The organism is Bacteroides sp. (assembly GCF_052357945.1).
GTDB lineage: Bacteria > Bacteroidota > Bacteroidia > Bacteroidales > Bacteroidaceae > Bacteroides.
Map to the genome: position 1 here is coordinate 13,901 of NZ_DAWCXD010000032.1, position 13,317 is coordinate 27,217.

At 41.6% G+C, this 13,317-nt stretch carries 8 protein-coding genes; 3 read left to right on the forward strand and 5 right to left on the reverse strand.

All coding sequences use genetic code 11. From position 1 onward, the window contains the following. Nucleotides 1-73: 73 nt before the first annotated feature. The 5 genes from ACT8YW_RS08735 to thrA all read right to left on the reverse strand — a co-directional run bounded on the left by ACT8YW_RS08735 (nt 74) and on the right by thrA (nt 8,428). A complete protein-coding gene (locus tag ACT8YW_RS08735; protein ID WP_444104653.1) occupies nt 74-1,258 on the reverse strand; it encodes a hypothetical protein in 1,185 nt (394 codons plus the stop codon). Nucleotides 1,259-1,272: 14 nt separating this feature from the next. Continuing rightward, nucleotides 1,273-2,490: an OmpA family protein gene (locus tag ACT8YW_RS08740; protein WP_444104654.1), complete on the reverse strand. Its 1,218-nt coding sequence runs from the start codon at nt 2,488-2,490 to the stop codon at nt 1,273-1,275. Nucleotides 2,491-3,431: 941 nt separating this feature from the next. Beyond that, nucleotides 3,432-4,733 carry a threonine synthase gene (gene thrC, locus ACT8YW_RS08745; protein ID WP_444104655.1) on the reverse strand — a complete coding sequence of 434 codons (1,302 nt, stop codon included), beginning with the start codon at nt 4,731-4,733 and terminating at the stop codon, nt 3,432-3,434. Nucleotides 4,734-4,776: 43 nt separating this feature from the next. Then, nucleotides 4,777-5,985, reverse strand: coding sequence for a cofactor-independent phosphoglycerate mutase (locus ACT8YW_RS08750; protein ID WP_444104656.1), 1,209 nt, complete (start codon nt 5,983-5,985; stop codon nt 4,777-4,779). A 7-nt stretch (nt 5,986-5,992) separates the two neighbouring features. Further along, nucleotides 5,993-8,428: a bifunctional aspartate kinase/homoserine dehydrogenase I gene (gene thrA, locus ACT8YW_RS08755; RefSeq protein WP_004299126.1), complete on the reverse strand. Its 2,436-nt coding sequence runs from the start codon at nt 8,426-8,428 to the stop codon at nt 5,993-5,995. Between the two features lie 401 nt (nt 8,429-8,829). On the opposite strand from thrA, the gene ACT8YW_RS08760 reads away from it, so the two are divergent. From ACT8YW_RS08760 to radA, 3 genes are all read left to right on the forward strand, one after another. Next, on the forward strand, nt 8,830-9,867 hold the full coding sequence (locus ACT8YW_RS08760; protein WP_444104657.1) for an asparaginase: 1,038 nt from the start codon (nt 8,830-8,832) through the stop codon (nt 9,865-9,867). 103 nt (nt 9,868-9,970) lie between these two features. After that, entirely contained in the window at nt 9,971-11,170 is a 1,200-nt protein-coding gene (locus ACT8YW_RS08765) for an ATP-binding protein (protein ID WP_008999047.1), read from the forward strand. Nucleotides 11,171-11,181: 11 nt separating this feature from the next. After that, nucleotides 11,182-12,549, forward strand: coding sequence for a DNA repair protein RadA (radA, locus tag ACT8YW_RS08770; RefSeq protein ID WP_270702666.1), 1,368 nt, complete (start codon nt 11,182-11,184; stop codon nt 12,547-12,549). The last annotated feature ends 768 nt before the right edge of the window (nt 12,550-13,317 follow it).

Here is a 13,317-nt window from a genome sequence, read left to right on the forward strand (position 1 = left end):
GAATGTTCGGCACCACTCCAGTCATTCGGAAAATAAGGTTTATTACTTACTCAGGTTTCTGAAATAAGTTGAGTTAATTATTAGTAGCATAGACTTTATATATCTTTGTGAAATTAGTATTCAATCCTTTTCTTACTTGTGTGATGCGCAAAGTAAAATCGTCTCCTCGTTCTCCATAATAATAAGAGAAAGTGTTATTCCATTGAGATGTAGTTTCCTGATACACCATATCAGAAGATCTGACTCCGTAAAAATCAAATAACCCCCAAATAACTTCTGCATCATGCATAAACCATTCCCATTGATACATCGCGGATATAAAACCGTTCAGATCCACAGAGAAGTTATTATCGGAAGATGTATAAGTGAAATTGTGTGAACCATCATTATACAAAAAAGTCATATTACCATCTGAATAAGCCGGTTTCCAATACTGGATAGCACCAGTGCCTTTATATTCCACTCTATTTAAGTAATTCATATAATAATCCATATCCGTTATATAAACAAATGTGCTTACACCCCCACTTTCGCTAGTACCGTTCCACATCTTTGTCAAATATCCATTAGAACCTACAAAGCCCGTATTGACGATTTTCCCGTTAAGCCACAGATAAGTCTTCGTGTCATCATAAGTAAATGTATACGTTTTACTTGGAGTCTTATACCTCATGATACGTCCTTTGCCATCATATTCGAAGGTATATGTATCTTTATCGTCAACGACTATTTTCGTCACTTTAAATCTAGCGGAATAGGGCTTATAAAGATTGTTATCATCGGTTCCACCTATTTCACCTTCCTTTCCATCATTTTGCTCCGGAGAGGAAAGTTTGTAATAGACAAACTTCAAATAATAGTCTTCATAGTTTATCACCAAAACAAGGATATTCTTTCCCAGCGTGTAGATTTCATAACGGATATCGGATATAAAGATGGAATAAAAATCTCCAGATAAGTCCCATTTCTGATTCACACTGTTTCCATTAGGATATGTCAACTTGCAGTTTCCATCCTCCGTAAATTCAAGATTCGGTTCTTCCGAAATATCCTCTTTGGACTGTTCTATCCCATCCTCATCGACCACTGTTTTAGACGACAACTTCCATTCCCCAAAAAGCATTTTACGTGCTTGCACATTTCCGGTTTCCAAAACAACTGTCTCATCTCCGTCAGAAATACAACTTGATATTGCAAACAGACAAAGCATTATTGCTAAAAACATTTTTATTCGTGCGATTACATATGTTACTTTCATATTCTGTCCTCCATTTATTTGATTTCAAATTCAACTCTGCGGTTTATCAATCTCCCTTCTTCCATGTCATTAGAAGCTATCGGTTTAGTCATCCCATAATAAGTATAGGAAAGTTTGGAAGAACCAACCCCTTTCTTTATTAAATAATCGTATACAGCTTTCGCTCTTTTCCTGGAAAGTTCCATATTGAAATCTTCTTTACCCACATTATCCGTATGTCCTTTAATTTCAACACTAAGATTTGTTCTTTGCATCAACATGGCTATCTTATCAAGGTAAGCATATGAATTTTTGTTTATTGCACTCTTGCCAAATTCAAAATTGATAACATCTACTGCGCAAATTGTCTTTCCGGCGATAGGTTTCTGGGCTACCACTAAATCGAGAATCTCTTCCAACGTATAACACGGCTTTTTCTCCTCAATGATTACAGGTACTTCCTCTTCTTCTACCACAATCGGTTTCTCAACAACGGGAACTGGCTTTTCCTTTTTAGACGTCTTTTTAAATATACTCAAAGGAACGGACACAGCTGCCGTAATTTCTATGTCCTGATGTTTCCGTGTACCGGTAATATCATATATTGCCCGATTGACTGCGATAGCTTCCCCATCTTTTTCTTTACTTCCGTAAGTGTCAGTGATGCCATACTGATAATTTGCCTCCAAAGCCAAATGAATCTTTTTCCCTGCTGCAACTTTAATAGGAATCCGTATTCCCAATCCTGCAGCCACGCTAAAATTTACTTTAGAGAAGTTCGCGTCGTTTATATCCAGAGGTTCCCATTCATAAGCCTCACCATCATGGAATTCGGTATAATTAACTTCGCCTCCTCTGCCAATCCCTAGCACGGGGGCTACATAGACATAAGGACCCACTTTAGATGGATTAGTAAAATTAAAGATGAGGGGCAGGCGGAAATCTGTGTATTTCGTCTTTAGTTTATAAGAGATATTGCTATCTCCTATTTTAGTTCCACGTGACAAGAATAGAATTTCCGGTCGGACAGAAAATTTTCGGTTTCTACCCAAATCAAACTCGGCAAATATCCCACCAACTCCATTAGATCCCCAGTCCGGACTGTACTGGTCAAGATTAGAAAAATGCATATTAGAAAAATGCATTCCTCCTTTTACTCCCAATCTTACTCTTTCAGATTTATCACCCGATTGAGCCATCACTAAAAAACAAAAACAGCACAGGGAAAAAAATAATAAACTCCTTGCTTTCATAAAAAATGTGTTTGTTCTGTCCGCAGTCCCTTAAGGCAGAATTTACAAAACGGAAGCGTGGAACTGCGTGCCATTCCGTTAACGAAGGTCCTGAGAAAACCCAATAACACAAAATGGACAGCAGCCCCACGCCTATAGCGCGAGAACCGCTCATGCCATTCTTGTGTTATTTTGAAAATTTCTCAGGTTTTCGTTAACAAGAATGAAGCACAACGCTTCTTACAATATCACTATAAAAAATGTTCAGGGACACTTCCCTTCAACAATGCTTGCAAAGATACACACTTTTTAGCAATTCTCCATATCTCATTTCCAATAATTCCCGTTTTCTCACCTATCAAGAACAACATTTATAAGAAATACATAATATGAAAATAAAAGTTCAAAACTCGATCCTATTTAACACATCAATATACTCTCACTCTGAATAGGGTGATACTTATACAATTGAATCGAAAATACCTTTATTCATAACGGTGCGGAAATGAACTAAACAGTAGCTTCCAATAGTCAGTAAGAGATAACCTGTCTTAATACTGTATTTAGTTTCCTGGCTTTTATAAATAATAATTAGATCTGCACTTCAGTTTTCGTTCTACTTAAGTCGAACGATAGAACCACTTAAGTTGAACTATCGCTCCACTTAAGTGGAACGAAAACCCATTAGGAAACGAAGAAAATAATAGTTCTAAGAAGAATTACTAAAAACTGTATTGCATTAGATTAGTCCTTGTAACTATGAATTTAGCTCAAAATCGTACGGAAAGAAGCCAAATGAGAATAAAATGAGGTATCTATCATTTTAAACGAAATGAGGATTCTCCTCTCCCTTGTATAATGTAGCTATACACTGTGAAAAGAGACTTCTCATTACGCTTAGAACAATAGATAAAACCGAAAATTCAATCCAAGACCTCTTCTGAAGTGATAAAAAGTGAATACTACAATGAAAGGAGATAGCTCTTGAAATCAGCAAAGTCTTTCGTCATTTGCAAACTCTTCTTCTCGCCTTTCATAAATTCCTGCAACTTGGCAGGTATCTCTACTGATTCACCGATAATGCTTTCCACTGTTTCAAGGAATTTAGCCGGATGAGCCGTTTCAAGGAACACACCTGCTTCGCCCTCTTTCAAGCCTTCTACCAATGCGCGGTATCCGCAAGCTCCGTGAGGATCAAGGAGATAATGATGTTCTTTCCAAGTTTCTTTCACCGTTTCACGGATCTGCTCGTCGGTATAAGTTGTTCCTGAAATTTCGGCAGAGATAGCAGCATGCGAACCATTATACAAATCAAGCACACGGGCAAAGTTACTAGGATCTCCCACGTCCATAGCGTTAGCGATTGTTGCAATAGACGGACGGGGATTGTATTTGCCAGTTTGCAGGTATTGATAGAAAATATCGTTGCGGTTGTTGGCAGCAATGAAACGCTTCACAGGCAATCCCATTTTCTTTCCGAACAATCCTGCGGTGATATTTCCGAAGTTTCCGCTAGGTACACAGATTACAACATTATCAGCTTTTCCGGCACGTTTCAATTGTGCATAAGCATAGAAATAATAAAATGCTTGTGGCAGGAAACGGGCTACATTGATGGAATTGGCAGAAGTCAATGACAGATGTTCATTCAACTCTTTATCCATAAAAGCAGCTTTTACCAATGCCTGGCAATCATCAAACGTTCCGTCCACTTCGAGCGCAGTGATGTTCTGCCCCAGTGTAGTGAATTGTTTTTCCTGTATTTCGCTGACTTTTCCTTTCGGATAGAGCACATATACATGAATACCGTCCACACCCAGAAAGCCGTTAGCCACGGCACTTCCCGTATCACCGGAAGTGGCTACCAGTACATTTACATTCTTCTGTCCTTCCTTCTTAATGAAGTATCCCAGCAGACGCGCCATGAAACGACCGCCTACATCTTTGAAGGCCAATGTCGGTCCGTGGAAAAGTTCGAGCGAATAGATGTTATCCGCTACTTTCACCAAAGGTACATCAAAACTTAATGTATCATATACAATCTGTTTCAGAGTGTCGGCAGGAATATCCTCACCGAAGAAAGCATCGGCTACACGATAAGCTATTTCCTGAAAAGACAACGTATCAATCGTATCGTAAAACTCTTGTGGAAGAGGCTTGATAGACATAGGCATAAACAACCCTTTATCGGCTGCAAGCCCCTTTACAACTGCTTCCTGTAAAGAAGCCACCGGCGCCTGTTTATTCGTACTATAATATTTCATGGGATGATATTTTTAGTGCTCACCACAGATTACGTGGTGAACATTATTTCATAAATTCTTTAATGAACTCGTCTTCTTTCAACACACCATAACTACCATTGCAGGCAGATACTTCGTCGTAAGTTTGCACCTCGTCCGGCTCGATACCCGGATACCAGATAAGAAACGGAATGGGATCAGATGTATGGGTACGAAGCTCACAGGGAGTAGGATGATCGGGCAATACAGCAATGGCTACCGGTTCGTCCCAATCTTTCACTGCTTCATAAATAGGACCTACGGCACGTTTATCGAGATTCTCGATAGTGAGAAGTTTCAAGTCAATGTCTCCCTCATGTCCGGCCTCATCACTGGCTTCGATATGCAGATAAACAAAATCATCCGTCTTCAATGCTTCCAAGGCAGCGGTCACTTTGTTTTCATAGTTCGTATTATAAAGTCCGGTCGCTCCCTCTACTGCGATGCGACGTAAATCAGCATAGTAACCGATTCCGTTTATCAGATCGACAGCCGAGATGACTGCTCCTTTCTTTACCTGTGGGAAAGTCTCGGAGAAAGTAGGCATCTGCGGACGGTAACCGGGACTCCAGGGCCAAATACTGTTCGCAGGATCTTTACCTTCTGCCATACGTTTCAGATTCAATGGATGATCTTTCAGTAGTTCCTGCGATTTCAGAATCAGGTCGTTAATCAGATCTGCCGTTTCTTGCGCTTCCGGAACCAATGGTTTTACCATCAATGGACGGAAAGGTTTCAAAGGTACATCATGCGGAGGTGTACAGTCCAGTTCTTTATTACCTCCCTTGATAACCAATAGATGGCGGTACTGAACTCCTGTATGAAAGCGTACGCGGTCATTGCCCAGTTTTTCTTGCAGATATTGAATCAACACATCTGCTTCTTCTGTAGATATATGTCCGGAGGAGTGATTCTTCAGAATTTCTCCTTCCACACAAATCAAATTACAGCGCATTGCCATCTCACCCGGCTTCAGATCCACACCGATACTGGCAGCTTCCAGCGGTCCGCGACCTTCATATACCTTTGGCAAATTATATCCCAACACGGACATATTGGCAACTTCGCTACCCGGATGGAAACCTTCCGCCACAGTAATCAGGCGGCCGTTACGTCCCATGCGAGCTAGCTTATCCATATAAGGCGTCTTTGCATATTGCAGGAGCGTCTTGTCCCCTAATGACTTCACTGGCCAATCGGCCATTCCGTCTCCCAATATGATAATATGTTTCATAAGGCGTTTAAACATTTGCGATGCTCATGATATCGGCAAATACTCCGGCAGCCGTAACACCGGCACCGGCACCGTATCCCTGAATCATCATCGGATATTCTTTATAGCGTTCCGTAGTAAGCAGGATAATGTTGTTGCTACCTTCCAGACCGTAGAATGGATGGTTGGCTCCTACTTCCTGCAGGCCGACAGAAGCTTTTCCATTTTCCAGTTTAGCAACAAAGCGCCAGTGTTTGTTTTCTTTTTCCAATACCTGGCGACGGGCTTCAAAGTCTGCGTCGAGACTTGGAACACGTTTCCAGAAATCTTCCAGAGAACCTTCGAAGAAGTCATTCGGAACAAAGAGGTTCTTTTCAACATCTTCCTGTTCCAGACGGTATCCGGCTTCACGTGCCAGAATCACCAGTTTACGGATCACATCTTTTCCGCTCAAGTCAATACGTGGGTCCGGTTCAGAGTAGCGTTCTTCCTGTGCCATTTTGATGGTACGGCTGAAAGGAATATCGGCGCTGATTTTATTAAATATATAGTTCAGTGTACCGGAAAGCACCGCTTCAATCTTTAGAATCTTGTCGCCGCTATGAATCAGGTCGTTGATTGTGTTAATAATCGGAAGACCTGCACCTACGTTTGTTTCGAACAGATATTTCACACCACGTTGGCGGGCAATCGTTTTCAGTTCACGATAGTTTTCATAAGCGGAAGAAGCCGCGATCTTATTGGCTGCTACCACAGAGATATTGTGTTGCAGGAAATCTTTGTAAAGCGATGCGATGTCAGCGCTGGCCGTACAGTCTACAAATACGGAATTAAAGATATTCATTCCGATAATCTCGTCGCGGATGGTTTGCAGACTGCTGTCCTTGCCTTTTTCCAGTAGTTCTTCACGGAAGTTGGCGAGATCGAAACCTTCACGGCTAAACATCGCTTTGGCTGCATCAATGATGCCTACTACATGAAGTTTCAGTCCGTTTTCCATCATCAGCTTTTGTTGCTGGCAACGAATCTGTTCTACCAGACTACCCCCTACCGTACCGACACCACAGATAAAGAGGTTCAATACTTGATATTCGGAGAGGAAGAAAGAGTCATGAATAACGTTCAATGATTTACGCAAGGATTTGGAATCGACCACAAAAGAGATATTGGTTTCCGAAGCTCCCTGTGCACAAGCAATTACGTTGATACCATTACGTCCCAGTGTACCGAAAAGTTTACCTGCAATACCCGGTGTGTGTTTCATATTCTCACCTACAATAGCAACTGTTGCCAGATTTCTTTCTGCCAGAATCGGAGAAATCTCACCCATCTCTATCTCTTTCGCAAACTCCTCGTTCAGCACTTCACAAGCCAAGTCGGCATCGGCATTACGCACACCGATAGAAGTACTGTTTTCCGATGAAGCCTGTGAGACGAGGAACACGCTGATTCCATTCTTTGCCAATGCTTTAAAAATGCGGTAGTTTACACCGATCACACCTACCATACCAAGCCCCTGAACAGTAATCAGACTTGTGTCGTTGATGGAGGAAATCCCCTTGATAGCCTTGCTCTGCGGGTTGGAAACTTCTTGTTTGATAACCGTTCCCACTCCATCCGGGTTGAATGTATTCTTTATTATAATAGGAATATTCTTGTGACATACGGGATAGATAGTCGGCGGATAAACCACCTTTGCGCCGAAGTTACAAAGTTCGGTCGCTTCTACGTAACTCAATTCCGTAATCGTATAAGCAGTCGAAATGACACGCGGATCAGCCGTCATAAATCCGTCTACGTCCGTCCAGATTTCCAGACTTGCCGCATCCAGCGCCGCAGCAATAATGGCAGCCGTATAGTCCGAGCCACCGCGTCCGAGGTTCGTGACATCCCCTGTCGTTTTATCCGAAGAGATGAATCCCGGCACCAGCGCTACTTTAGGAATAGACTGGAAAGCCTCTTTCACCAGTTTATTAGTCAATTCTGTATCCAGCGTGTGCTTGCTATGCTTTCTTTCCGTCTTGATAAAAGTGCGCGAATCGAACCATTTTGCTCCCTCAATCAGTGCGGTGACGATGATCGATGAAAGGCGTTCACCATAGCTGACGATTGTATCCGAAGTTTTCGGGGAAAGGTCTTTAATCAGGTAAATTCCCTGAAAGATATCCTTCAATTCGTTCAGTAGCTCGCCAATCTGACGTTGCAACGATACTTGCTTTTCTCCGGCAGGAATCACCTCCTTAATCATCTCCACATGACGGTAAACGATTTCGCGAAACTCACCCTCATAGGCTGAATCTCCCACTGCCGCCATCTTCGATGTATTTATCAATTTGTCAGTGATGCCTCCCAATGCGGAAACAACTACAATTACCGGCTCATTTGCCGACTCTACAATTCTCTTTACGCTTAAAATGCTGTTCACGGAACCTACGGATGTTCCGCCGAATTTCATTACTTTCATGAAGATACTTATTTAAATGCAATGTCCTGCAGTTTGCTTTTTACAGAACGATTGGTTGTTTACGAATAAAATTGAATTTGAATTTTGCCTGCTTATACAAGCGTGAATCACGTAGATACACAAAAACTATCCATTAACCCCTAAGGGTCATGGTACACATGGATGTGACTGTATGTGGATAGTACTTCATCATAGTCCTTGTTTCTACTCTTGTTTTTGATAAGTGTCGCAAAAGTAATAATAAAAACGTTCAATCTATCACTTTTTTCGGTTTTTTTCTGATAAAAAGAATCTTTCGCCTGCGCTTTATCCGGTCATCCGCCTTCACTTTTATGACATTTTGTTACTTATTTATCAAATCTATTATTATATTTGCGAAAACAACCGTACAAAATCAGCTTATGAGTCCATTAAATACTTCCGTATTGTTAATATACACCGGTGGAACAATTGGTATGATTGAGAATGCCGCGACAGGTGCTCTGGAGAACTTTAACTTCGAGCAACTGCAAAAGTATATCCCCGAACTGCAAAAGTTCAATTTTCCAATTGACACCTATCAGTTTGATCCTCCGATGGATTCGTCGGACATGGAACCGGACATGTGGCGGAAGCTGGTACGCATTATTCATGATAACTACAATCGTTACCACGGCTTCGTCATCCTGCACGGAACGGACACGATGGCTTATACCGCTTCCGCACTAAGTTTTATGCTGGAAGGACTGGACAAACCCGTCATTCTTACAGGCTCACAGCTTCCCATCGGCGTACTCCGCACGGACGGAAAGGAAAATTTGATGACTAGTATCGAGATTGCCATCGCACAAAACAAGGAAGGAAGGGCACTGGTACCGGAAGTATGCATCTTCTTTGAAAATCACCTGATGCGGGGAAACCGTACGACAAAGATGAATGCAGAAAACTTCAATGCATTCCGTTCTTTCAATTATCCGGTATTGGCGGAAGCGGGAATCCATATTAAATATAATAATGTGCAAATTCACGGAAATGGTGAAGAGCGGGAATTGAAACCGCACTATTTGCTGGATACCAATGTAGTGGTACTGAAGCTCTTTCCGGGCATCCAGGAAAATGTGATTGCCACCATTCTGGGGATTGAAGGTTTAAAGGCGGTCGTGCTCGAAACATACGGTTCGGGGAATGCTCCCCGAAAGGAATGGTTTATACGCCGGCTCTGTCAGGCCAGTGAACGTGGAATTGTAATTGTCAACGTAACACAATGCAGCGCAGGAATGGTAGAAATGGAACGTTACGAAACGGGATACCAGTTGTTGCAGGCAGGCGTTGTCTCCGGATATGACAGTACAACGGAATCGGCAGTCACTAAATTAATGTTCTTACTGGGACATGGATATACCCCGGATGAGGTACGCGACCGGATGAACCGTTCGATGGCAGGAGAGATAACTTTGTAAATTCCCTGTTTGTTTTACGCATTGAACACATTTTATCTGAATTTGTTTTGCGCGTTGAACAAATTATGCCTATTTTTGTATTCCATAGAAAACAAATAAAGATATGGATACACTAATCAGAAGATACAAAAGGCTACTAACAGCTACTTCCACAACCTATATCAGAAGCCTGATGAATACAATCAATTGGGATAACCGTCTGATTGCTATCCGGGGAGCTCGCGGAGTTGGGAAAACAACTTTAATGCTTCAATACTTAAAACTTCATTATGCCAATGATAGCCAAAGTGCCTTATATACAAGTTTAGATAGTCTGTATTTCACACAGCATTCTCTTAGCGAACTCGCCGAACAGTTTTACCTGAAAGGAGGTAAATGCCTGTTCTTGGATGAAGTGCACAAATATCCGTCATGGAGCAAGGAAATTAAAAATATATATGATGAGTTTCCTGAACTGAAAATAGTATTCACCGGGTCATCCTTACTCCAACTGCTGAATGCAGAGGCCGACTTGTCTCGTCGATGCATATCATATAATATGCAAGGGCTATCCTACCGTGAATATCTGAATTTATACCATCAGATTGACATCCGCCCTTACACGCTGGAAGAGATATTGGACAATAGTGATGGAATTTGTAATGAAGTGAATTCCCAATGCCGTCCCCTCGCCTATTTTGAAGACTATTTGAAACATGGATACTATCCTTTTTATTTGGAAGGAAATGCGGAATACTACACACGTATCGAAAATATAGCCAACCTGATACTCGAAATCGAACTTCCCCAGCAATGCGGAGTGGACATCAGTAACGTGCGAAAACTAAAAAGTCTGCTGGGAATCCTCTCCTCCGAAGTGCCTTTTATGGTGGACATCACTAAACTCTCTGCTATGGCAGAACTTTCACGTACTACTATTTTGGCCTATTTACAGTATCTGGACAGAGCTAAATTAATCCACCTTCTTTATTCGGATAATGACTCTATCAAAAAGTTACAAAAACCGGATAAGATTTATATGGAAAATACCAACCTGCTTTATGCATTGACCTTTAAAGATGTAAACAAAGGAACATTGAGAGAGGTGTTCATGGTAAACCAACTCGCCTATCAACATCGTGTGGAATATTGCACGCGTAGCGCAGACTATACGATAGACAGTAAATATACGATAGAAGTTGGCGGGAAAAGCAAAGACGGGAAACAGATAGCTAACACTAAACAGGCATTTATTGCCGCAGATGATATTGAATATTCGGCCGGAAATAAGATTCCACTCTGGGCATTCGGATTTTTATATTAAAGAAAGAGAATATGGCAAAAGAGAAAACCGTATATGTATGCAGTAATTGCGGACAGGATTCACCGAAATGGGTGGGTAAATGTCCGTCGTGTGGAGAATGGAATACGTATGTTGAGGAAATCGTACGGAAAGAACCTACCAACCGCCGCCCGGTGTCGGGCATTGAGACACAGAAACCCAAACCACTGGCACTTAGCGATATTGAAGCGGACGACGAGCCACGCATCAATATGCACGATGATGAATTGAATCGCGTATTGGGTGGCGGACTTGTGCCGGGTTCTCTTGTCCTGATAGGCGGTGAGCCGGGAATCGGTAAATCCACGCTCGTCATGCAGACCGTACTGCACATGCCGGAAAAGAAAATCCTTTATGTGTCCGGTGAAGAAAGTGCACGGCAGCTTAAACTCCGTGCCGACCGTCTCTCTGATACTTCCAGCGATTGCCTGATTGTTTGTGAGACTTCGCTCGAACAAATTTATGTGCATATCAAGAATACGAATCCCGATTTAGTGATTATTGACTCTATACAGACTATTTCCACCGAGAGTATCGAATCATCTCCCGGAAGTATTGCGCAAGTCAGAGAGTGTTCGGCATCTATTCTTCGTTTCGCGAAAGAAACGCATACCCCTGTGTTGCTGATCGGTCATATTAATAAAGAAGGAAGTATTGCAGGACCTAAAGTATTGGAACATATCGTAGATACTGTTCTTCAATTTGAAGGCGACCAGCATTATATGTATCGTATTCTGCGCAGCATCAAGAATCGTTTCGGCAGTACGGCAGAATTAGGGATTTATGAAATGCGTCAGGATGGGTTGCGCCAGGTGAATAATCCTTCCGAGCTTTTGCTTAGTCAGGATCATGAGGGAATGAGTGGAGTGGCTATTGCTTCCGCTATCGAAGGGATCCGCCCGTTCTTGATCGAGACACAGGCTTTGGTCAGTTCTGCTGTTTATGGAAATCCTCAACGTTCGGCAACCGGTTTCGATTTAAGAAGAATGAATATGCTGCTGGCTGTTCTCGAAAAGCGTGTCGGATTTAAGCTGGCACAGAAAGATGTGTTCCTGAATATTGCCGGAGGATTGAAAGTGAATGATCCGGCTATCGATCTGCCGGTTATCAGTGCGATCCTTTCTTCCAATATGGATGCAGCCATTGAACCGGAAGTTTGCATGGCGGGAGAAATCGGTCTGTCGGGAGAGATACGTCCTGTGAATCGAATTGAACAGCGTATCGGTGAAGCTGAAAAGTTAGGTTTCAAACGTTTCTTGCTGCCTAAATATAACTTGCAAGGGATCGATACCCAAAAACTGAAGATAGAATTAGTACCGGTGAGAAAAGTAGAAGAGGCGTTCAGGGCTTTATTCGGATAAGCAATAAATTTCTATCTCTGCTACTTATAAGCCAAAATATTTTCACATATATAATATTAATAGAATATCTCAATCTTTTTAACAACACCTATTTTATAGCATCAACGCAATAGATAAAAAGAAATAAAATTGTATATTTGCACAATTATAATTAAAACGAGAAACAAAAAACAGTAAGCTTTAATTCTGACATATTAGTATTTGCTATTATTTCTTGTGTAGTAAAACGACCAAATAAAAAGCTCGAAAGAAATAAACTTGGTGAATACACCTTCAACGGGGTGTGTTCCTACGGTTTATTTGGTTCGGGCTGGGTGCTTGGTCGTACCTTCTACATTCTGAATAAATACGAGGTCACACCTTTTTTATGCCCGAATACACCCCCTTAAAATTGCATAGCCTATGGTATAAATTTTCAATCTTCTTATAATAGAATATTGCTTCACAACATTTCTCCGATAGAAAAACGACCAATTTATTCTAAAGCCCAGAGAAAGGTATAGGTGAATGCATCCCGTTTTATTTTGTTACGAACTGGGTGCGTTTCGCTTTGTATACTTCCCTCCAGAGAAAAGATACAAAGTGGAGCGCACTTTTTCCATAACAAATTAAAACTTATTAAACAATGACAGACGAAGAGCTTCAATCAAAAAGCATCGATTTCCTCCGCTTTCCACTAATTGTAGGAGTAGTGCTAATTCATGCACATTTTTCCAATGTAATTATGAATGGTGTTAATGTTAATATATTGCATGAATACTCATGCCC